Origin of the sequence: Streptomyces sp. YS-3, from assembly GCF_045257485.1 — a bacterium.
Classification (GTDB): Bacteria; Actinomycetota; Actinomycetes; order Streptomycetales; family Streptomycetaceae; genus Streptomyces.
Window position 1 is genome coordinate 13,075 of the sequence record NZ_JBJHPC010000005.1, and the last position, 21,025, is coordinate 34,099.

Below are 21,025 nucleotides of genomic sequence, written 5' to 3' on the forward strand. Positions count from 1 at the left end.
AACGGCTTCGAGCGGCGGGATGACCTGGCCGCCATGACTGAACGCACCGCGACGCTTCACATCTCACAGGGCGCCATCCGCCCGACACTCTTCGCCGACAAGGCCCCCAAGCCAGTCAGCAACTTCGGAGAACTCGCCGACGTGTCCACGCGATACGGCCAGAACGCCCGCGGCACAGATTCGGGGCCGTTCTTCGACGCCTCGATCTTCCATCGCGTGATCCCCGGCTTCGCGATCCAAGACGGCGACCCTACGGGCACCGGCCGCGGCGCACCAGGCTACAAGTTCGCGGACGACATCCACCCCCCGACCCCACGTTCGAGCAGCCCAACCGTCTCGCCATGGCCAATGCGGGGAAGAACACCAACAGCTCCCAGTTGTTCATCACCGTCACCCCGACCACTCACCTGACACCGCCCACACGTTCTTCAGCGAGGTGGCTGATCAAGCACCGCGTGACGTCGTGGACACCATTGCGGCGACGAGGACAGGACGCGGCAACTATCCCGCGACTGACGTGGTCATCGATCGCGTCACCGTCGGCAGCAAGTAGAGCCGAGTCCGTCCGCAGCCGGTCTGGGTTCCGAGGCCGAGGCCGAGCCCGGCGTCCTCGGTCAGGGAGGGCGGCACGCGCTTGAGCTCCGACGACACAGGGCACCGCCGGAGCTGCTGCCGCGACGGCTTCGCTCTCCGTATCGGCAGCCTGTCCCGCCCGTCCACCGAATACCGGACCCAGGCCGCTGGTGCTACTGTCCGAGCCGGTAGCTGTGGCCAAGCCTTGCGGTCCTCGCAACCCCGATGCCAAGACCACCAGGGCGCTCCGCACCCACGGGATTTTCACCTGGATGGGTGCAGATCCTCGTTGTCTTTGAGCCGTTGTCCGGCTTCGCCCGACGAGCTCGGGACGGATGGGTGCCTGTGGCAAGCGGCGCAGACGTGGGGCCGGACACGTCCGGCCGCCTCAAACCCGTCGCTGTGAGTTGACCGAACCGTATGGTGCCGGGCTTTCCGGTACGGCCCGGCTGCGGTGTCCTGTAAGCGTCCCCGGGGCTACGCCGTCCTCATGGCCGAGGACGGCGCCCCCGGCCTGCCAGCCGTTACCGGCGTATGCCCCGGAAATCGCCCGCGTCGACGCCGTGCTCCTGGGGGACGGCGAGGAGCCTGGCACGGGCCGGCCACGGTACGGAAGGGATGATCATGAGCACCGCCCAAGAGGCAGTTACGGACGACGGCAGCCCCGCCGCTGCGATCAGCACCGTCGCGGGGACCGGCGTCGCCGCGTACAAGGGGGACAACGAGCCTGCGGTGGAGGCTCAGTTGAACCGCCCGTACGGGATCGCACTGGATGCCAACGGCACTTTGTACCTCTCCGACTTCTACAACAACCGGGTTCGCAGGATCACGACCGACGGGAGGATCAGCACCGTCGCCGGGACCGGGCAGGCCGCATTCAAGGGAGACGGCGGCCCGGCGGTCTCCGCTCAGCTGAACTACCCGCGTGAGGTGGTGGTGGACAGCACCGGCACCCTCTACATCGCGGACACGAACAACCACCGGATCCGTAAGGTCACGGCCGACGGGACCATCAGCACGGTGGCCGGTACCGGCACCGCGGGCTTCGCGGGTGACGGCGGCCCCGCCACCGGCGCACGGCTCAACCTCCCGGTGGGGCTGGCGCTGAACAGCGCAGGTGAGCTGCACATCAGTGAGTACTACAACAACCGAATCCGGAAGGTCGCGACCGACGGGACCATCAACACCGTCGCGGGGACGGGGCAGGCCGGATTCAAGGGGGACGGTGGCCCAGCAGCCGTCGCCCAGCTCAGGAATCCCCACGGGTTGGCAGTGGACGATGCGGACAACATCTACATCGCCGACTACGCCAACCACCGGATCCGGAAGATCGATCCGGACGGCGGGATCAGCACGGTGGCTGGCACCGGGACCGCGGGTTTCAGCGGTGACGACGGCCCGGCGGTGTCGGCGAAGCTGAACGGTCCGGTGGGGGTGGCGGTGGACAGCACCGGCACCCTCTACATTTCCGACTACAGCAACCACCGGGTCCGGAAGGTCACGGCGGACGGGACGATCAGCACGGTGGCCGGTACGGGCAACGCCGGTTTCGGCGGCGACGACGGGCTGCCCGCCTCGGCGCAGCTGAACTACCCGTTCGGGCTCGCGCTGGACTGCGTCGACACCCTGTTCATCGCTGACCACTTGAACCACCGGATCCGGAAGATCACTTCTTCGAAGACGGCCGGTCTGCCCGAATCGGGCACAGTCGTCCGCTGGGCCAACATCCGCAGCAGGCTGCGGATGGGAGTTCTGCGCGAGTCCACAAGGGACGGCGCCGAGGTCCACCAGTCCCTGCCCGTCTCCCGGGACCACCAGCGATGGCGGCTGGTGGCGGCGGGTCAGGCCGAGGGTGAGGTCCTGTACCGGATCGAGAACGTGCGCAGCGGCAAGGTCCTGGAGGTCGTCGACGCGCTGGAGGACGCCGGGGCGGTCGTGGTGCAGCGCGCCTACGAGGGCGCCGGCGCACGCCATCAGCAGTGGCGGCTGATCCCGGTGAGCCCGGTGACCGGCACCCCGCGGGTGTTCGAGATCGCCAACGGCAACAGCGGTCTGCTCCTGCGGGTCGACACCAACGCCCGCACGCCGGTCAGGCAGCACGGGGCCGAGGGCGACCACCGCAGCCGGCAGTGGCAGTTGCTCCCCGGATGAGTGTCGGGGGCAGAGGCTCCTCGCCTCTGCCCCCAACAGTCGGGCACTACGGGGAACCGGGTGGGTCCTCGGCGGCGGGCTTGGGTGCCTTGGGTGCTGCCGGCGCCTTGGGGGCCTTGGAGTAGTCGCTCTTCTTCGGCCTGTTCTCCAGGTCTCCGTCCTTCTGGAGGTCGCCGTGGTCCGTCACCGTCGCGCTCGCCTCCCTCATCCCGTCCGAGGCCGCCCTGGTCACCGAGCCGGGATCCTGGGCGTACTGGGCCTGCGCCCCGGCCGACGCCTGGGTGGTCTGGATGAAAGAGCCGAGGAACCCCAGCACCGCCCGAGCCTCGGGCGACTGCTCCTGCACGATCTTCGCGCGCGAGGATGCCCCGTGGATCGCGCTGTTGAACAGGCTCGTGCTCGTGTCGTCGTACGTGTCGTCCTCGGAGTCCTCGAAGTCGACGCCCGCACCCGGCTGCGGTTTGAGGCTGTCGGTGGTCACCGAGAAGAGACCCGCACCCTGTCCCGCGGAGTTGAAAACGTTGTCGAACACCATGGTTGTCACCCCTGGTTGTCGTCGTGGCGGCGGCGCCGCCCGGTCACGGCTGCTTGTGCAGCGATCGCTGACTGTCGGTCAGGTCCTCGATGTCGAACATCGTGTGATGAACGTCCAGCGCGGAGACGACCTCGGCCGACCCCTGCATCCGGAAGCCGCCGGCCGTCAGCTCGATGTCCCCGATGTCGCGGGCCACCATCCGGTCGAGGCCGGGGTGAGTCCCCTGCTGTGGGGGAGACAGGACCGCCACTGGCACGCTGTAGTACACCGCGATCAACCCGGAGAAGGTCACCGGGAGCTCGTAGGAGTACTGCTTGCGGGTGCGCCGCTGGGTGACGAGGGTCGTCACGCGGGAGTTGGGCGGGACCTCGCCGGAGATCTGTGACTTCGACGCCCAGCTGGTGGTCAGAGACCCACCGACGGTGGCCGCGATACCCAGCGCCAATTGTGCGTTGAGCGACGCGCTGCCGGTGGCGCTGCCCGTGGTCGTGAACCCCACCGAGTTGGTCATCCCGTTCGACGCGGAATTTGAGACGGCGTTCCTGGAGGACATCTCGGAGGCGTGGGCGTTGTCCACCCCGATGCTGTCCTTGCTGTTCTTGTTGGTGACGGTGTCCGTGTTCCGGTTCGCCTGCTCGTTCTGCGACTGCGTCTGCTGCTGCGACTGGAGATCGAGCCGGAGCTGGTTCTGCAACTGGAGTTGCAGGGAGGCGCTGACACTTCCGCCGAAAGTGAGCTTGGCGTCTCCGTGCAATGACCACGTGACACCATTCGACACGGTGAAATCGACCGAGTCGGTGAAGTTCATCGGGGTCGTCTGGCTGCGGTTGACGTACGAACGCGAGGAAAATGTGTCGGCCGGCGGCTGGGCGATGTTCAGCCGCTCCTCGATCAGCGGCTCCCCCAGATTCATGTAGGAGAGCCAGCCCAGCTGGAAGCCGGAGCTGGGGATGGTGCCGAAGGTCGACTTGTTCACGGAGAACCCGATGGGCTTGTGCTGCACCCCGGAGGAGTCGACGTAGACCAGGTTGGGATGGTTCAGGATGGACTGCCAGTTCTGGGTGATGCCAAGTTCCCCCAGATTCTTCTTCGTCAGCGGCTGGCGCTTGGCCTGACTCAGGTTGTACGCGTTAGAAGGCATTACCCGTCCTCGACTGATTCCGATCGAACCGCGCTTGATGGAATGGAGAACCACATGTACGTGCCTTGCGGAAATCGACGCTAACACGGGCTCCAATTCCATGGGAAGCCCCTTTCGCACATCACCCCCAATCGAGTGAATCGCACACTCTGGCTGTTCTCACCCGACGGAACAAGTCGCTAGCTTTAAAGCGCTGCCCATCAATATAGGAATTCAGAACCGGATGCCCGGCACGTTTTCTGCCTATTCAGGATCAAGGTTCCTGTATTCCCGAATAAGAAAGAGGTGAGGTTTCGCGATGTACACCCAAGAACGCACAGCAATGGCGAATCTGGTGGTCGGCGGTCCCGTGGCGGTGAACAGCTACGACAACGCGATCGTGGCGGCGCTGGTGGAGAACCGGCCGGTCATGCTCGTCCACGCCTTCAACGGCGGCTACCTGCGACCCGCCGAGCTGGCGAAGGAGAGCCACGACAAGGGCATCAAGCTGGCCACCGCACTCGACCCGGCCACGAAGGACGCGTCGGGACACCTCTGGTACATCACCCCCGCCGGCTTCTTCGGGCAGCGACCGCTGTACTTCATCGAGAGCGCCGCAGGCCAGGTGGAGCCGGAACCGGCCGGTGCGGGCGCAGGCAAGGACGGGCGCGGTGACGACGGCGCGCCCAGGCCACAGCGCAGGCGGGTCACCGTCCACCAGGAGGCCCCCAAGAGCACGGCCGACACCATGCAGGTGGGCCTGCCCGACAAGGTCGGCGACAAGTGGCGCGGGAAGAACGGCGCAGCCGAGGACACCCAGCTGTGGGTCGTCACGGTGACGCCGTGGGGCGGGATCACCTTCGTGCCGATCACCCACCCCGACGCCATCCTCGGGTTCAAGGACCACGCGGTGACCGCCGACAGCGAAGCACGCCTCACCTACAACTGGGGCGGGGACTTCACCGGAACGGTCATCAACACGTTCTACCCGCGGCTGCCCAGCGAGTGGAACGTCCCGTACCACCACGTCTTCACGTAGCCCCGCGGCCATCCCCGCGCCCCACGTGTCCCGAGCCACCGTCCGCACCACCTGGAAGAGGCATCACGATGCCCGTGCCCATGGAAGAACTGAAACTGGAGATCGTCAACGCCGCCACGGGGAAGACCCTCGGCACCACGGCCGCGTCTGGCGCGGACGGCCCCCTGGTCATCCGTCACCTCACCGATGGCAACCCGAGTCCACAACTCTGGCAGCTCACCCCCTTGCCCACCGCGCAGGACGACGAGGCGTACGTGATCCGCGACGCGGCAGGCAGCAAGGTCCTCGACAACCCGGCCGGCGCGGACCACGGTGTCCGTCGAGCAGATGCCTCCAGCGGCAAGAAGGGCCAGCAGTGGCGCATCGTCCCCGTCGAGGGTGAAGCGGGTCTGTACGTCATCGAGACCGCGACCGACGGCACCGTCCTTGATGTAGCCGACCAAGGCCCCGGCCCGGACGACCTGCGGGTCGTACTGCGCCCGTACGACGACAGCGCACAGAGCCAGCGCTGGCGGTTCGTCCCCACACAACCCGAGCGCACCAGTGACCCCGCACTGGGTTGGGCGCCGCTGAGCCACTGGAACGGCCGCCGGTCCTGGCGGCTGACCCGCTCGGCCGCGCTGCGGCCTGCTCCCGAGGCGACGCCCTCCTTCAGCGACATGCTGCTGGTCCTCGAACGGTTCGGCAGCGACCAGACCGTCGGCAGCTGGAAGGAAACGTCAGGCAATGGCCCTCTGGGTGGACGGCCGGGCTGGTGGGCCGGGGCTGACGCGCGCTTCCTCGCCGACACCACGGGAACGGGACGGCACGACATCGTGGGGATCAGGATCCCGAAGGGGGTGATGACGTCTTCCAGCAGGGGCGACGGCACGTTCGACGACGCCGAACGTGTCCTGCACCAGGCCGCGCCCTCCGCGAACCCGGCGGATCTGTGGACGTTCGCGGACCTGGCGGGGGACAACAGGCCCCACCTGGTCGTACTGTCCGCGGACGGAGTGCGGGTCTCCGCCCAGCAGGACGACGGGACGTTCGCGCCCGCGGGCGGGAAGCCGGTCCTCAAGGCGTTCGGCCGTGACGAGGAGGCGGGCGGCTGGGACACCGACAAGCACCCCCGCTTCCTCGCCGACACCACCGGCGACGGCAGGCTCGACCTCATCGGATGCCACGACGACGGCGTCTGGGTATCCCTCCAGGACGAGGACGGCTCGTTCGCCGAACCCCTGTACGTCCTGGATGACTTCGGGATCGACCAGGGATGGAGCTCCGTCGCCGAGCACCCCCGGTTCCTGGTCCCGACCACCCCGGGCGGTGCGGTGGACATCGTCGGATTCAGCCCGCAGGGCGTCGTCGTCGCGCACGGACGCGGCGACGGAACGTTCGAGCCCGCGAAGCTCGTCCTGAACGACTTCGGCCACGACCAGGGGTGGAGCAGCGACAAACACCTCCGGTTACTCGTCGACGTCACCGGCGACAGCACACCGGATGTCGTCGGCTTCGGCGACGAGGGGGTCTGGGTCTCGCATGCCCGCGGCGACGGCGGGTTCGAACAGGCCCAACTGGTGTGCCGCGGCTTCGGATACGCTGACGCCGCCGGCGCCTGGCGGGTCGGACGCCACCCCCGCTACCTCGCCGACATCACCGGCGACGGACGCATGGACATCGTCGGCTTCGGCGGCCCGGGAGTGTACGTGGCCCGCAACCTCTTCCGTCGCTTCAGGACCCGATGATCTCGCCTACCTGCGTTGGCGCAACCAGACTGCCCGCCACCTCGACGTCCTGGCCGCCCAACGACGCGAACGTGCCCGAATCCGCAGCGAAAGAAGCATCCGCTGGGGCGGCAGACCCCTACCCACCGCGGTCTGACCACTCAGCCCGGTGAACCTTCCCGGTCACAGCACAAGCCGCGGCCGGAACATGACGGAGCCCGGGAGCATGTCCAGCTCCCGGGCTCCAGCTTGCCACCCATTTGCGCACACCGGCGGCGTTTAAGAACCGCGGGTCATGTTGAGATCGACGTGTTCTGCCTTTGAACTACAGCGCCACGAGAGAGGCGCCGGGGGGACTTGAACCCCCATCCGTCGATGTTCGCCCACGCTCGGTCGATCCGGTGTTCGGCGGCGAATACTGAGACTGGAGCGAGAATCTGAGTTTCACGGGGCCGCCTCTGCCAGGCTTGGGCCACCCCCGCCTGCGGTGCGGGGAGAGGGATTCGAACCCCCAACTGACACCCCTTCATCAGCTTCAACATCAGTTTCAGCTTGCGCTCATCGCGCACCCTCCGCTCGCAACGGAGGGCGTATGTGGGGGCTACCGGAAGAGGTAGCCGAATACCGCGTCGCCGACCCGCTGGTCGGTTACCTCGGTGTTGTTCGCCTCCTCGCGGGCGAACTTGACGGCCTGCTGGAGCTTCTCGACGCGGTCGAGGAGCTCGTTGACCCGCCGCGCGGGCAGCGCGCCGGAGAACTTCACCGTGGTCCAGTAACCGACCGGAACGTCCTCGTAGTACACCTCAACCTGCGCCGGGTGCTTCTCCGTGGCCTCGGCCTTCACGTGGTTGCGCGGAACCTTCTTGGTGCGGATGGTCCGCACCGGGTCCGTCTTCCACGAGTCCGTCGAGGGGTCCAGGTTCCACGACTCGGAGGCGTCGAGCACCGGCAGCTTGCGCACGAAGGTGTGCAAGTCGGTGAGCTGCTTCTCCAGGAACAACAGGTACGGGACGGGCACCTGGGGCAACAGCACCGTACCGTCGACCACCACGTCCGCGACCGCGGACCGGTTCGCCCAGTCCTTCGTCGCGGTCACGTCGAAGAGCCGCGTCAGCGTCCCGGCGGTCGCCCGCAGAGCGTCCTCGGCCTTGATCTGCACCCGCGTGGACTCGGGCGGCAGTTGCTCGCCCTCCTCGTCCTTGGGCTGGTAGGTCCGAGAGATGCCGGCCAGCAGGGCGGGCTTCTGCACGTCCTGGTGAGCCTGGGTGAGCTCCTGGAGAGCCTTGGACTTGACGCCCTTTTCGACTGCGATGATCTGATTCAGCTTCGGCACACGGCGAACCTAGCAACTCCGCGCCGCACGCACATCCGAATATTCGCCTGCCCCGTCCCTTCCGGCCGAGAGGGCGGGGCAGCGAGTGTGAGCCCGGACCGGGGCGCGAAGCTCACCAACCGTAAGGCGGTCGCCCGGCCGGCGGCCCGTGCGGTGCATCGCAAGGCGGAGGGCACGGCTCCTACCGGACGTACCTCGGTGGTCCGACAACGCGTCGAGGCGCCGTGTCGGCCGTCGCGACACGGTGAACCTTCCCGGTCACAGCACTAGCGGTCCTGGAGCAGCGCCCGGGGGCGCTCAGACTGGCGCTTAACCATGAGCGTTCGGCAGGGTCGGGCCAACAGTGACCTGGGCGGTGCAGGATCCCGGTTCGCTGGGCGGCTCCCAGGCCACGTCGACGTGTAGTTCGTGGAAGTCGTGTGCCAGCCCCACCACCATGGCCGTCGCGGCGGCCCGTGCCGCGGCTGGGTCGGCGTTGACCGGAAGGCCGACGAGGCGCCCGCAGAGCATCCCGCCTTCCACGGTGAGGACTCTGTGGCACCAGCCTTCTGGCGTCGCGAGCAGGATGATGCCCTTCGGCATGCCGACGGGAGGTCGAGGTCGCCTCTTCTTCTCCCGCTTTCGTCTCACCATGGAGCCATCCAACCTTGTCGGCTCCCTGACGGTTCAGGCGGGCGGAGCCTCAGGTGCCGCGGCGGGGCGTAATGCCGACTTTGTGGTGGGCGGGACGGCCGAAGGCCTCGCCGGTGGCCAGGACCCGCCCGGCATGGTGACGAGTGGCTGGTGGCTGGTAGCTGGTTCTACGAGCAACAGCGGTAGCCAGCCCGCCGCCTTGCGTACCGTACGCGTCTTCGCGCTTTTGCTGCGCGTAGCGTGCAGGCACCGTCCCGGACAGAGGGACGGCACGCCGGGCCCGCAGCCTGCGCAGGTACGCGGGCCCGGGCCGCCCCGGGAACGGATCGGCGTGGAGGGGATTCGATCTCGCCGCGCTCGCTCGCGTTCCACAGGGTCATCGCGGTCTTGTACATCCACCGTCCGGGACCTGATGACGAGCCAGCAGCCGAGCACGCTGTTCTTGCCCGTCGGGTCAGATCAGATGCTCGGCGGTGGCGAAGGCGATGTCGGCAGGCATGCCGTCACGGTATCCGTCGGCAGGCGCCGGACGTTCGACCGGCTGCGTCGCCTTGGTGAAGAGCCACGCCTGTGGTGATCACTGATTTCAGGCCAGCTGCGCGCCCCTGCGCGCATCCGGACCGTCTGCCTGCGCAATGCCGTCGAGCCGCCTGACGTCCAGGAGACCCTGCAGCAGATCGAGCGGCTCGAACAATGGGGGAATCGCTCGTCTCCTGGCCATCTCCCTCACGTGCACTCACGGCCGCCCGGCCTGGTCCCCTTCGCCTGAGCGGCCGATCGACGCGCGGGTCGATAGGACTGGCAACGACAGGCCCCCGTCCCGCAGGTCTCGTCGTGCGACAATGGACGGACACGAGACCGACCGGCACCACGAGTGCCGGTCTTCGGGTTCTGGGCGTTGCCCCCTTCCAGGGCATCCAGCTCCCGCCATCGTCGGCCCGCCCCTCTCACGGGGCGCTTCGCCCTTGGGCTCCTCACCCCCGAGAAGGGGGCCGCCCACCATGCACTTCACCCTGCGGATCGACGGCACTACCGCCCACGTCACCGTGCACGGAGACATCGACTACGCCACTCTGCCCACGCTCCGCGCCGCCGCTGCGGGGCTGCCGCCTCAGGTGACCGAGCTGGTCTGGGACCTGCACGATGCCCGCTTCATGGACGTCGCGGGCCTCCACCTGCTCTTCGAACACCACTCACCCCAGGGCCCGCGCCGCAAGACGACCGTGACCAACCTCGCGCCCCAGCCACTGCGGCTGCTGCTCCTCGCCACCGAAATGAACCCCGCCCTCGAACTCGCCCCCCTGCTCCCCGACACACCCTCATCCACCCAGCTCGATGACTGAGAGGGTGAGCCGAACCAGTACTCCGGGCCGACCCGCACCGCGGCAGGCCGCTCACACGGTCTGAGCGCCGGAGCATCCAGGCCGGGGCAGACTAGGAGGCCTTCTCCGAGCCGGTGACGAAAGAGGCCAGGCGGCGCGTTGTGACCGCGCCGGGGAAGGTCTGGACGACCTCTTGGCTTTTGGTGTGATGGAGGTGGAGGGTCCAGGGGCGGCGCGCACGACGAATCGCTTCTGCGGGCGGCTGCGGGCGGCAGGTGATGGTGTGGTCGAGGCCGTCCACGCAATACACCAGGCCTTCCGCCGCAGCCCGTTGGACCTGCCGTGCGGTCCAGGAGAAGCGGGTCGCAGCCGCGGAAAGATCAGGAAAACGGTGCAGGGCGTACAGATGCACACGCTGCGGTTCATGAAGGTCTTGATGCGTTTGCGTCACCCACACCGTCATGTCCTTGCCCACCTCCTTGCGGCACAATGCCCCGCCACATGCCGGCCCATGACGCCGGTCACCCGGACAGACGACGCGACCAACCGGCGATAGACCGAAAACGGCACCCCGATGGCTGGAACCACACAGCATCAGCGTCTCGTTCTCCCGTCCGCTACGGTCCTTGACGAGTTCGTGCGGCCGATCCCGCTTCACGCGGCGGTGTTGTGGCCGAGGGCGCGATCGGGCGCGGTCCCCTTCGCGGCCCGGCAGAGTCGGCAGTCGCCTTCGTGCAGCGGCCGTGCGCAGTCCCGCGGCCCGGGACAAGGCCAACTCCCCCCATCGCCCCCGCACCTGCGCTCCCGGCGGTCCACTTGGCGGATGTGCGCTGGAACGGGCGAGGCTGTGCGTTCGGGTTGACGGGTGGGCGCGACCGTCAGGCGCCGGTCTGTGTCTGCGGCCGGTCGATGCGGTAGAGGTAGTGGGTGTGGTCATCGACCGGGTTGTCCGGCTCCAGGTTTCCGACCCCGACCCGTCTCAGCCCTGCTCGCTCCAGCGCCCGCCACGAGCGGCGGTTGGCTGCCACCACTGGGATGACAACGCATGGGACGGCCGGGTGTTCGGCCCAGGTCCGCGTAATGACGGAGCGGATCATCGCCGTCCCGATGCCCTGGCCGGTCTGGCGGGAATCGCCGATCAGGTAGTCAATGGTCATCGCCTCATCAGGCACAGGGACGATGGCCGCCACCTCGGCCAGATACTCGGGGTAGTCGTGCAGGCGTGAACGCTGCACGAGACCGACCGGTCGACCTTCGAGGAAGGCAAGGAGGTCCTCCGAGGGTTCCTCGCCTCGAGCAGCGGGACCGAAATCGCGTGCCACCGCCTCCGCTGTGGTCTCGTGATTCCACCAGCGCCTCACATGGGGCTGCTGAAGCCACCTTCGCAGCAGAGGAAAGTCCCGCTCCTCGATCCGACGCCACGTGATCTCCATGGGACCGCTCCAGGCAGCTCTCGATTCCTCCCAGGCTACGTGCCGTACCTCGCATGCGCCGGAGCATCCGAGAAGAGCCCCGCTCCCCTACGCCCTCGACGCCGGCCCGCTGAACAGCACCCGGCAGTGAAGCCTGTCGCAAGTCGGACGGCTCACATGGCCGGAAGCCGGGTAGTGCCGTGGCCCACGACAACCAGGGCCCTGGAGGAAAAACACCCTCACCGTGATCACCCCGTCCGGGCCCCCGCCCTGCGCGACAACGGGGAGCGGGAAGGACGCTGAGTGTGGAGGACGAGCAGCGCCAGGGCGCCGGTCGCTGCGGACCAGGTGAGCGAGAGCAAGCCGTAGGACCACGGGATGTGCGGGGTGAGAGCAGAGCTCAGCGCCAACTGGTTCACGCCGTACAGAGGAAGCGCAGACACGCCTGCCACATCCATCAGCGTGTTGAAGACGGGATTCTGCAGGCCCGTGTCGACCAGGCTGAGCATGATGATGAGGAAGAAGCCCTCCAGCTCGCCGCGGACCAGAGAGCCGAGTAGAAGGCCGATGCCGCCGTAGGCGAGGCCGGCGCCTGCAAGGGCCAGCGCCAGGGGTGTTGCGTGGCGTACGGGCAGGGAGATCCACAGCAGGATCGTGGTGTAGAAGGCCAGCGCGGCGGCGGTGAGGGCGACGGCAGCAAGCTTCGCCAGCAGTATCGGCAGCCGGGGGTAGCCGGCCAGCAGCAGACGGCGGTCCATCTGCCGGGACAGGAAGGTCTCGGTGAAGGTGATGAAGCCGGCGACCAGGGTGACGGCGCCCAGTGCGCTGGCCACCTGCCCCAGTTGGCTGGCCGGGGCCGAGACGGGGGTGCTGACCGCGTCGAGCCAGATGCGCACCGTTTGGTCCGAGGTGCACAAGCGTGCCACGCCGATCCAGACAGGGATGAACGCGACCGCCAGAACCAAGGCCAGCCGATTGCGTAGGTGGCCCCGCAGAGTGCAGCGCAGCAGTTCGGTGAATGCCGCCCAGGAGAGCCTCAAAGGTTGGCCTCCTCGAAGTGCAGACGGCCCTGGCGCAGGTGGGCGATCGCGTCGAAGTGGTGCAGGTCGTGCAGCAAGTGAGAGACCACGATGATCGACCGGCCTTGATCACGCAGTTCGGCGGCCAGGTTCCAGAACCGCTGGTGGGTGTCCCAGTCGAAGCCCTGGTAGGGCTCGTCCAGGACCAGTAACTGCGGATCGTGCATGAGAGCGATCAGCAGGTTCAGCTTCTGCCGCATTCCCCCACTGAGTTGGCCGACCTGCTGTCGCCGGCAGTCGGACAGCGCCAGCAGCTCCATCAGCTCGCCGGCGCGCTCCAGTGTCGGCAGCCCGTAGGCCATCTGGAACAACCGCAGATGCTGTCCGACGGTGAACGCATCATTCAGTACCGCTTGCTGCGGGCAGTACCCCACCGGCCCGGTCCGTGTCACCCTTCCGCGATCAGGTGCGAGGTGTCCTACGGCGATTTGCAGCAGAGTGCTCTTGCCGGCCCCGTTTTCGCCGACGACCCCCACCAGCGTCCCGGCAGACACATCAAGGTCCACATCCCGCAGCACCTGTCGGCCGCCGTACGCCTTGCACACTCCGCTGATCCGCAGCCGCGGCCGGTGGCACGTCGTCACTGCCTGCACAAAAGCCCCTCGAAAGACGGATGGGTGTAGCGGGCCGACCCGGAAGACGAGCCCGACGAGCCCGTCGCAGAGGGCCGGTGCCGCCAGACTCATGTCCGCTGCCCGATCCGGCTCCTGGCTCAACAGCGCCTGGCCCGAACGGTTTCGGCCCCGCGCGGACCGATCCCCTCCCTTTGAGCGCGGCACGCTGCTGCACGGTGTCAACGAGTCCGTACCGCCGCTGTAACGGCAGCCGCCACCGTTCCGGTGAACAGTCGAACATCGCCGCTCCACAAGCCTCGTGCATCCGCGTGACGTGAACCGCCGCCCGCCGTTGAAGGAGGTGATGCCTTTTACACCGCAGCGAGACGTCAACGCTCCCACGATCGTGATCGGGGCCGGCCCCCACGGCCTGGCTGCCGCCGCGCTACTGCGCCGCTCCGGCACGCCGACTGTGATCCTGGAACGGTCGGACCGAGTAGGGGCCAGCTGGGCGGAGCGATACGACCATCTGCGCCTACACACCACCCCAGGCACCTCAAAACTCCCCGGCTTGCCGGTGCCGCGCCAGGCCGGTCCATGGGTGAGCCGGGACGACTACGTGCGCTACCTGGAGAACTACGTCGCCCACCACCAGCTCGACGTTCGGCTGACCACCCCGGTGCTGCGCATCGAGCGGGCCGGGCCCGGCTCTGGCCCCCGGTGGCTGGTCCACACCCCGGACGGCCCCATCCCCACGGACGCGGTCGTGGTGGCCACCGGCCGCTGCCACGCCCCGAACATCCCCCACTGGCCCGGGCGTGCGACCTTCACCGGCACGCTGCTGCACTCGGCCCACTACCGCTCTCCGGACCCGTACCGCGGGCAACACGTCCTGGTGGTCGGCGCGGGTAACAGCGGTACGGAGATCGCCGGCGTCCTGGCCGAAGCCGGAGCCGAACGGGTGTGGATCTCAGTCCGCACCCCACCCAACATCCTGCCCCGCTCCAGCGCCCGATGGCATGCGGTCGGCCGGTTGACGGAAGTCCTTCCCGTAACGTGGCGCGACCGCACCTCCCTGCTCACGCAACGTCTCGCGGTGCCCGACCTGACCTCGCGGGGATTGCCGCGACCGCAGACGGGCTTGTACACCCGCCATGCCCGCGAAGGGGTCAACCCGGTGCTCGACCACGGCTTCGTGGACGCCGTCCGGTCGGGCCGGGTCGAGCCGGTCTCCGCCGTCCAGGCGTTCGACGGCCCCGACGTGGTACTGGCCGACGGCACCCGACTGCGGCCCGACACGGTCATCGCCGCCACCGGGTACCGGACCAACCTGCACGACCTGGTCGGGTCCCTGGGCATTCTCGACGAGGACGGGCAGCCTCTCGCCGTAGGGGCGCAGACCCACCCCGAAGCTCCGCGCCTGCACTTCGCCGGGTACACCAATCCCCTTACAGGTGTTCTCCGCCAGGCGGGCATCGAGGCGCGCGCCATCGCCCATGCGTTCCGCCGCGAGACCGCGCGGACACCAGTTCTCGGCCCCCAGGTGGGCGACCACTCGGCCGACACCCTTCCCACAGGACACGCTCCGGACTGACGGAGCCTCGGGAGCATGTCCCTCCAGCGGTATACCCGGTAGTCCGAGTCGATGCTGCGGTAGCGATCGGAGGCAGCGTCGCGCCGGGCCGGCGGCGACGGTCAGGGCGAAGTCCAGCCCCACCACTTGCGGAGGGGCATCGGTCGGACCCCCTCCACGGTGCCGGCCGATCGCGGCGACCAGCACCAGCTTCGCCCGGCCCCGCCCTGTTCGCCGGGGGTGTTTCATGAGCAGCACACATGAAACACCGATGTCCGGCCCGTCGGCGGAACCGAGGATGCCTTCGGGGGTTGAACTGATCATGGCGGCCACTCATCTGCGGGCTTGCGACGTTCCCGAGCGCCGCCAAGTGGGTCGACACCCCCTCGTCATTTCCGAAGGTTGCGTGGAGGCCCCCGATCTTGACCGATCTTGGGCAGAGAGCGCGTCGTCGGCGTCCTGCGGGTAAGCGCTGGTCAGCGGGTGGCCGAGCTGGGACTGACCAGATCCTCCGTCACGGGCAGGCACTCGGAGAGCAGGTCGACGACGTCGCGCCAGGCTCGCTCCGCGTGCCGTGGGTGGTAGCCGACGCCGGGGACCGTGGGGTGGTCGACCGGCGGGTGGTGGAAGGCGTGCAAGGCGCCGCCGTAGACCACGAGGCGCCAGTCGACGCCCGCGGCCTGCATCTCGGCGGTGAACGCGCTCCGTTGCGCGGGCGGCATGATCGGGTCTTCCGACCCGACCCCGGCCCACACCGGGCAGCGAATGCGCGCCGCCTCGCCCGGTCGACCCGTGGTCAGCGCGTTGACTGTCCCGATGGCGCGCAGGTTGACGCCGTCGCGTCCGAGCTCCAGTCCGACGGCGCCCCCGGTGCCATAGCCGATGGCGGCGATCCGGTCGGGGTCGGTCCGCGGTTCGGCGCGCAACAGGTCGAGCGCGGCATGACCGATGCCCCGCATCCGGTCGGGGTCGGCGAGCAGCGGCATGCAACGGGCCAGCATCGCCTCCGGGTCACCCAAATAGCGCCCGCCGTGAAGGTCGAAGGCGAGCACTACGTAGCCCAGCTCGGCGAGAGCATCGGCCCGGCCGCGCTCGACATCGCTGAGCCCCATGCCCTCTGGCCCGAGCAGCACTGCGGGCCGGCGGTCGACACCGGCCGGGAGTGCGAGGTGCCCGATCATCGTCAGACCGTCGGCCGGGTACTCGACCGTGCGCGTTGTGATCGTCGTCATGAGACTGGACTGTAGTGATCGTCGCGCCCGGTCGGGCCGGGGTTCACCGCTGGCAGAACAGTGCGGATGTCCCCTCTGAAATCGGCGATGTTTCACACCAACCATCAAAAACCGCGTTCCCACGGCAGCGCTATCGGATCGCCTACCCAGGCCACGGAGTTGGAGGTTGACCCTATCGGCAGGATTCTGGCGTTTACCGGCCGGGCCACCTGAAGGGGCGTCACCAGCTAGGCACCTCAGGGTTCAGGCGGCCTGGTCGAGGCCGACGGCGGTCAGGTCCTGCTCGCGAAGCGGGATGAAGTCGACGTCGAGCTTCGGTCGTATGCCTTGGCGAACAGGATCCCGCAGAGTGCCTGCCGGTCCGGCACCCGAGGGCGCCCTTCCACCTGCTTTGGGCAGCGGCTCAGGCAACAACGGCTCGATGAGCGACCGCAGGCCATCCGACACGATCCGCGGCCACCGCTGAAGGTTTCCTTCACGACGGGACCAACGACCATCCGAGCCATTAGTCAGCTGAGTCCTCCCGCCACGATCGCCGGAAGCACTCAGTCGTTACCGAGCGCGTGCCGCCCGCTGCTAAACGCTTGCTTCCGGCCGCGTGGCGGAAGCGACTGCAACGGCCGGGGCCAGGGGATCGCGGGCTGGGCGGCCAAGTACGTCGACCAGGTCGGGGGAGGCACCGTCCAGGAAGCCGTGCCGGATGCTCGTGGCGATCGAGGCGAGCATCGGCGGCTGGAACGGCAGCAGCCCCGGTGTCTCGTCGAGGAGCCGGCCCCGGTACTCGCCCAGGCTGATGGTGCGGTGCGGGACCCCGAGCCGGTCGGCCACCTGCCTTCCCGTGATCGGCGTGCCGACGAGGTCGTAGATGCGCCCGCCGTGCCGTGCCGGATCCGCCGCAACGATTGCCGCGGCATCGGCGAGATCCTCTCGCACGACCGCAGCAAGGGCGCCACCGCCGAACGCGGACTCCACCCCGTCCTCGGACCACATGAGGAGAGCGCCGAAGAGTTCGGCGTAGAGGCCATTACGCAGGATCGTCCACGCCAATCCGCTCGCCCGCACCAGGCGTTCCGTTGCACGGTGCGCGAGCGCGAAACCGAGATGATCACCGGCACCGGTCAGGCTCGTGTAGACGACGTGGCGGACGCCATCCCTCACGGCGGCGTCCAGGACCGCCGCGTGCCGCCCGACGACCTGGTCGTCCTCGGCATAACCCGCGGAGATCAGCACCAGCGTAGACACGCCACGGAGGTCGAGGCTCTCGCGGTCATCGAAGTCGAGGCGCCGCATCCCCTCGTCCGGCGTACGGCTGCCGCCCGCCACAGCAATGCCGCGAGCCCGCAGCGCCGCGAGAGTAGCCGCCCCGAGGTTCCCGTTCGCTCCGGTCACCAAGATCATGATCAGTCACAGTCTTCCGTCGTGGGTCTCATCAGCAACTACGCTTGATCCTTGACCCCGCGCTCACCGGCCACAAGAAGGCAGTTTGATGTCACTCACGCACACCGGGGTAACCACCACCCCCGCTGACCTCGACCCCTGCGGAAGCGAGGATCACCCCGACTGCGGCATCCGCGACGTCCTGGACCGTATCGGGGACAAGTGGTCGGTGCTGGTGATCGTCGAACTCGCGGGCGGGCCACGCCGGTTCCGCGAACTGCAACGCGCCATCGACGGCATCTCCCAGCGCATGCTCACCCTCACCGTGCGAAGGCTCGAACGCGACGGCCTCGTGCTGCGTACCGTGTACCCGACCGTCCCCGCCCAGGTCGACTACCGTCTGACCGAGACCGGGGCGGGCCTGACCCACCTAGTCAAGGCACTTGCCGACTGGTCCCTCACTCACCGTGCTGCCATCACCGAGGCACGGCATGCGTACGACCAGGCCCACCCCGACCACGTCATCCGCTGACGCCCACCGTCATCGCCTCATACTGAAGTTTGACCGTTGTTGCCCTACGTTTACGGCTGTTGGGGCGTTCGACATATCGGGAGCCTAACGACCACCTTCGCCGAAAGCCTCCCTGGTCTCCTCCCTCCTACCGCCATCGCCCAGGGCTCGCTCCTCCGGCCGTCTGGTGAATCTACGGTGTGACGAACAGGCCAGTCCTCACGCTGCGGGGAGACCGGTCCACGCCCTCTGCCATCCAACCGAGTCGCCTGACAGCGAACCCAACCAGTTGGGCTTCCATGCCATCGAACCCAGTCGTGTGAGGCAGCGGCGCCGGGGTTACCCAACAGCGGTTCATCACCCTGTCCGGGTGGGTGGGACAGGGCCACCCTGTCGGCGTTGCCGGCCTCTACGGTGGCAGGCATGGACAAGAATCACCGGCTGAGCGAGTTCCTGCGGGCCCGGCGCGCGCTGGTGCGCCCCGAGGACCACGGGATGCCCGCAGGGACACGCCGCACCCCTGGTCTGCGCCGTGAGGAGGTCGCCGTCCTCGCCGGAGTGAGCACCGACTACTACGTGCGGTTGGAACAGGGACGCGAACGCAATCCCTCACCCCAGGTCCAAAGGGCACTGGCAGCCGCACTCCTGCTGGAGGACGAGGAAGCCGCCCACCTGCGCGCCCTCATCGATCCACCACAGCACGGGCGGCCCTGGGCCGCCGCCCGGGAATACGCCGGCCCGCACCTGGTGTCCTTGCTGGACACCTGGGCGGACACACCGGCTCTGGTCTACGGCCGCTACCTCGACCTGCTGGCCGTCAACGCCCTCGGCGAGGCGCTGTTCTCCTGGCTCGGCAACGCGACGAGCCTGATCACAGCGATGTTCCTCAACCCCGCCGCACAGGATTTCTACCGCGATTGGCCCGTTGTGGCGCAGGGCTGCGTGGCCGCACTGCGGGCCGCCAATCCCGACCCGGACGACGAGCGGCTGCAGGACCTGGTGGGTGAACTCTCCGTGCGTAACCCCGATTTCGCACGCATGTGGGCGCGCCACGAGGTGCGGGTCAAAACGGCCTCGGCCAAGCGCTTTCGCCACCCAATGGCCGGCGAACTCACGCTGGACTTCGAGACCTTCTCCGTCAACAGCGCCCCCGGCCAGCATCTGGTGGTCTACCGAGCCGAACCCGGCAGCGCTGCCGCACAGTCGCTGGTCCTGCTGGGCAGCCTCGCCCTCACCGAACTCCCCCATACTCAAGACGAAGGGCACATCCCGCATGACCTCCGCTGATTCCCCCGTCTGGTTCATCACCGGCTGCTCCTCCGGCCTGGGCCGGGAGCTGGCCCGCGCCGTACTGGAACACGGATGGCGGGCGGTGGTCACCGCCCGGGATCCCGGCACGGCCGCCGACGTGATCGCCGGGCACGAGGAACGCGCCATCGTCCTGACGCTGGACGTCACCGACCCCGAGCAGATCACCGACGCGGTCGCCCAGGCGCAGGCGGCTTTCGGGCAGATCGACGTATTGGTCAACAACGCGGGCTACGGCTATCTCGCCGCCGTCGAGGAGGGCGAGGACGACGAGGTTCGCGCCTTGTTCGACACCAACGTCTTCGGCCTGGTCAACACCACCAGGGCCGTCCTGCCGGGCATGCGAGCCCGTCGCACCGGCCACATCGTGAACATGTCCTCCCTCGGCGGCCTGGTCGGCTTCGGCGCCACCGGTTACTACCACGCCACCAAATTCGCCGTGGAAGGTCTCTCTGAGTCCCTGGCCGCCGAGGTCGCCCCTCTCGGCATCAAGGTCACGATCGTCGAACCCGCCGCGTTCCGCACCCACTGGTCCGGGCCCTCCATGCGCCAGTCCGCCACCACCATCGCCGACTATGCCGCGACCGCGGGCACACGACGCGCGAGCACCCTGGCCACCTACGGCCACCAGCCCGGGGACCCGGCACGCGCCGCCCAAGCGGTCATCGACGCGGTCACCGCCGAAGAACCCCCGCTGCGCCTGCTGCTGGGCAAGGCCGCGTACGACATCGCCACCGCCAAGCTCGACTCCCTCAGGTCCACCTTCGACGGCTGGCGGGAGGTGACTCTCAGCGCGGACTTCCCCTCGGAGCGAACCGCGAGCTGACCGCGTGTCAGCTTGCACGGAGGCGTTCGAGCGTCTGCTCCAGCTCCTCGCGCAAGGTGCGCCCGGCGGATTCGGCGTCCGCACGCGCAATGGCCTCCACCAGCAGGGTGTGACCGTCGTCGCCGTGGTTGGGGTCCCCGGAGCGCAGGTCGAGCAGCTCCACCAGGTCGATCAGCCCCTGGCGCAGTACGGGCACGAACTCGGCGAACAGGCCGGTGAGTACGGGGTTGTGTGCAGCGGCGACCACGGCCGAGTGCAGGGCGATGTCGGCGTCGACGAACTCGGCGTTGCCCGCCTTCGCGGCAGCGCGGCGGTGGGCCAGCGCCTCGTCGAGGGCGACGAGGTCGACGTCGGTGCGGCGCTGCGCGGCCATCTGCGCGGCTTCGACCTCGATGAGCATGCGCACTTCGTACACATCGGTGACGGCCGCGCGCCGCAGGCTCGTGAGCCAGTCCTCCTGGAGCTTGGTGGCGATGACGAAGACCCCGGCGCCCTGCCGCGCCTGCACGAGACCCGCGCCGGCCAACGCGCGCAGAGCCTCGCGCACGGTCGAACGCCCTACGCCGAGGATCTGGGCAAGCGAGTTCTCGCCGGGGAGCTTGGTTCCGACACTCCACTCGCCCTGAATGATCTGCTCGCGCAGCCGCTCAGTGGCCTGCTCGACCAGGGGAGTTGGCCGCAGTGCGCCCAGTGGCATCCGACGTTCACCTTCACTTTCACATCTCAGGTTGTCTGAGGAGT

Annotated in this window: 21 protein-coding genes and 1 pseudogene; 11 read left to right on the forward strand and 11 right to left on the reverse strand. The window is 68.3% G+C overall.

The window, feature by feature from the left end:
* Nucleotides 1–33: 33 nt before the first annotated feature.
* On the forward strand, nucleotides 34–411 hold the full coding sequence (locus ACJA3G_RS01060) for a peptidylprolyl isomerase (protein WP_406550919.1): 378 nt from the start codon (nucleotides 34–36) through the stop codon (nucleotides 409–411).
* Between the two features lie 786 nt (nucleotides 412–1,197).
* On the forward strand, nucleotides 1,198–2,724 hold the full coding sequence (locus tag ACJA3G_RS01065; RefSeq protein WP_406550920.1) for an RICIN domain-containing protein: 1,527 nt from the start codon (nucleotides 1,198–1,200) through the stop codon (nucleotides 2,722–2,724).
* A 46-nt stretch (nucleotides 2,725–2,770) separates the two neighbouring features.
* Here ACJA3G_RS01065 and ACJA3G_RS01070 read toward each other — a convergent pair whose 3' ends face one another.
* Nucleotides 2,771–3,259 carry a hypothetical protein gene (locus ACJA3G_RS01070; RefSeq protein WP_406550921.1) on the reverse strand — a complete coding sequence of 163 codons (489 nt, stop codon included), beginning with the start codon at nucleotides 3,257–3,259 and terminating at the stop codon, nucleotides 2,771–2,773.
* 43 nt (nucleotides 3,260–3,302) lie between these two features.
* Entirely contained in the window at nucleotides 3,303–4,400 is a 1,098-nt protein-coding gene (locus ACJA3G_RS01075) for a hypothetical protein (protein WP_406550922.1), read from the reverse strand.
* A gap of 298 nt (nucleotides 4,401–4,698) precedes the next feature.
* Here ACJA3G_RS01075 and ACJA3G_RS01080 point away from each other — a divergent pair, with 298 nt between their 5' ends.
* The 3 genes and pseudogenes from ACJA3G_RS01080 to ACJA3G_RS01090 all read left to right on the forward strand — a co-directional run.
* Nucleotides 4,699–5,418: a hypothetical protein gene (locus tag ACJA3G_RS01080; RefSeq protein WP_406550923.1), complete on the forward strand. Its 720-nt coding sequence runs from the start codon at nucleotides 4,699–4,701 to the stop codon at nucleotides 5,416–5,418.
* Between the two features lie 68 nt (nucleotides 5,419–5,486).
* Complete coding sequence (locus ACJA3G_RS01085; protein WP_406550924.1) at nucleotides 5,487–7,145, forward strand: FG-GAP-like repeat-containing protein; 1,659 nt, start codon at nucleotides 5,487–5,489, stop codon at nucleotides 7,143–7,145.
* A 4-nt stretch (nucleotides 7,146–7,149) separates the two neighbouring features.
* Nucleotides 7,150–7,281: pseudogene (locus tag ACJA3G_RS01090) on the forward strand (IS630 family transposase); the annotation flags it as partial.
* A 444-nt stretch (nucleotides 7,282–7,725) separates the two neighbouring features.
* Here the strand turns inward: ACJA3G_RS01090 and ACJA3G_RS01095 are convergent.
* Together ACJA3G_RS01095 and ACJA3G_RS01100 are read right to left on the reverse strand one after the other, a co-directional pair.
* Nucleotides 7,726–8,457, reverse strand: coding sequence for a hypothetical protein (locus ACJA3G_RS01095; RefSeq protein ID WP_405816989.1), 732 nt, complete (start codon nucleotides 8,455–8,457; stop codon nucleotides 7,726–7,728).
* A 309-nt stretch (nucleotides 8,458–8,766) separates the two neighbouring features.
* Nucleotides 8,767–9,039: a hypothetical protein gene (locus tag ACJA3G_RS01100; RefSeq protein ID WP_406550925.1), complete on the reverse strand. Its 273-nt coding sequence runs from the start codon at nucleotides 9,037–9,039 to the stop codon at nucleotides 8,767–8,769.
* Between the two features lie 463 nt (nucleotides 9,040–9,502).
* Between ACJA3G_RS01100 and ACJA3G_RS01105 the strand changes: the two genes are divergently transcribed.
* Both ACJA3G_RS01105 and ACJA3G_RS01110 read left to right on the forward strand, forming a co-directional pair.
* Nucleotides 9,503–9,667 carry a hypothetical protein gene (locus ACJA3G_RS01105; RefSeq protein ID WP_406550926.1) on the forward strand — a complete coding sequence of 55 codons (165 nt, stop codon included), beginning with the start codon at nucleotides 9,503–9,505 and terminating at the stop codon, nucleotides 9,665–9,667.
* Nucleotides 9,668–10,091: 424 nt separating this feature from the next.
* A complete protein-coding gene (locus ACJA3G_RS01110) occupies nucleotides 10,092–10,433 on the forward strand; it encodes an STAS domain-containing protein (RefSeq protein ID WP_406550927.1) in 342 nt (113 codons plus the stop codon).
* A 91-nt stretch (nucleotides 10,434–10,524) separates the two neighbouring features.
* Here ACJA3G_RS01110 and ACJA3G_RS01115 read toward each other — a convergent pair whose 3' ends face one another.
* The 4 genes from ACJA3G_RS01115 to ACJA3G_RS01130 all read right to left on the reverse strand — a co-directional run bounded on the left by ACJA3G_RS01115 (nucleotide 10,525) and on the right by ACJA3G_RS01130 (nucleotide 13,496).
* Complete coding sequence (locus ACJA3G_RS01115; protein ID WP_406550928.1) at nucleotides 10,525–10,887, reverse strand: hypothetical protein; 363 nt, start codon at nucleotides 10,885–10,887, stop codon at nucleotides 10,525–10,527.
* A gap of 403 nt (nucleotides 10,888–11,290) precedes the next feature.
* On the reverse strand, nucleotides 11,291–11,845 hold the full coding sequence (locus ACJA3G_RS01120; RefSeq protein ID WP_406550929.1) for a GNAT family N-acetyltransferase: 555 nt from the start codon (nucleotides 11,843–11,845) through the stop codon (nucleotides 11,291–11,293).
* Between the two features lie 227 nt (nucleotides 11,846–12,072).
* Nucleotides 12,073–12,864 carry a hypothetical protein gene (locus ACJA3G_RS01125; RefSeq protein WP_406550930.1) on the reverse strand — a complete coding sequence of 264 codons (792 nt, stop codon included), beginning with the start codon at nucleotides 12,862–12,864 and terminating at the stop codon, nucleotides 12,073–12,075.
* Nucleotides 12,861–13,496, reverse strand: coding sequence for an ABC transporter ATP-binding protein (locus tag ACJA3G_RS01130; RefSeq protein ID WP_406550931.1), 636 nt, complete (start codon nucleotides 13,494–13,496; stop codon nucleotides 12,861–12,863). Before ACJA3G_RS01130 ends, ACJA3G_RS01125 begins: the two co-directional genes overlap by 4 nt.
* A 325-nt stretch (nucleotides 13,497–13,821) precedes the next feature.
* Between ACJA3G_RS01130 and ACJA3G_RS01135 the strand changes: the two genes are divergently transcribed.
* A complete protein-coding gene (locus ACJA3G_RS01135) occupies nucleotides 13,822–15,051 on the forward strand; it encodes a flavin-containing monooxygenase (protein ID WP_406550932.1) in 1,230 nt (409 codons plus the stop codon).
* Nucleotides 15,052–15,506: 455 nt separating this feature from the next.
* Here the strand turns inward: ACJA3G_RS01135 and ACJA3G_RS01140 are convergent, their stop codons facing one another.
* Both ACJA3G_RS01140 and ACJA3G_RS01145 read right to left on the reverse strand, forming a co-directional pair.
* Nucleotides 15,507–16,262, reverse strand: a complete 756-nt coding sequence (locus tag ACJA3G_RS01140; protein WP_406550933.1) for a dienelactone hydrolase family protein — start codon at nucleotides 16,260–16,262, stop codon at nucleotides 15,507–15,509.
* A 576-nt stretch (nucleotides 16,263–16,838) separates the two neighbouring features.
* On the reverse strand, nucleotides 16,839–17,660 hold the full coding sequence (locus ACJA3G_RS01145; protein ID WP_406550934.1) for an NAD(P)H-binding protein: 822 nt from the start codon (nucleotides 17,658–17,660) through the stop codon (nucleotides 16,839–16,841).
* Between the two features lie 88 nt (nucleotides 17,661–17,748).
* On the opposite strand from ACJA3G_RS01145, the gene ACJA3G_RS01150 reads away from it, so the two are divergent.
* From ACJA3G_RS01150 to ACJA3G_RS01160, 3 genes are all read left to right on the forward strand, one after another.
* Nucleotides 17,749–18,171 (forward strand): winged helix-turn-helix transcriptional regulator, encoded by a 423-nt coding sequence (locus ACJA3G_RS01150; RefSeq protein WP_406550935.1) that lies wholly within the window; start codon nucleotides 17,749–17,751, stop codon nucleotides 18,169–18,171.
* A 402-nt stretch (nucleotides 18,172–18,573) separates the two neighbouring features.
* Nucleotides 18,574–19,437: a helix-turn-helix domain-containing protein gene (locus ACJA3G_RS01155; RefSeq protein WP_406550936.1), complete on the forward strand. Its 864-nt coding sequence runs from the start codon at nucleotides 18,574–18,576 to the stop codon at nucleotides 19,435–19,437.
* Nucleotides 19,424–20,284, forward strand: coding sequence for an oxidoreductase (locus ACJA3G_RS01160; RefSeq protein ID WP_406550937.1), 861 nt, complete (start codon nucleotides 19,424–19,426; stop codon nucleotides 20,282–20,284). The genes ACJA3G_RS01155 and ACJA3G_RS01160 overlap by 14 nt, the downstream gene beginning before the upstream one ends.
* Nucleotides 20,285–20,291: 7 nt before the next feature.
* Here ACJA3G_RS01160 and ACJA3G_RS01165 read toward each other — a convergent pair whose 3' ends face one another.
* Nucleotides 20,292–20,981, reverse strand: coding sequence for a FadR/GntR family transcriptional regulator (locus ACJA3G_RS01165; RefSeq protein WP_406550938.1), 690 nt, complete (start codon nucleotides 20,979–20,981; stop codon nucleotides 20,292–20,294).
* Nucleotides 20,982–21,025 lie beyond the last annotated feature (44 nt).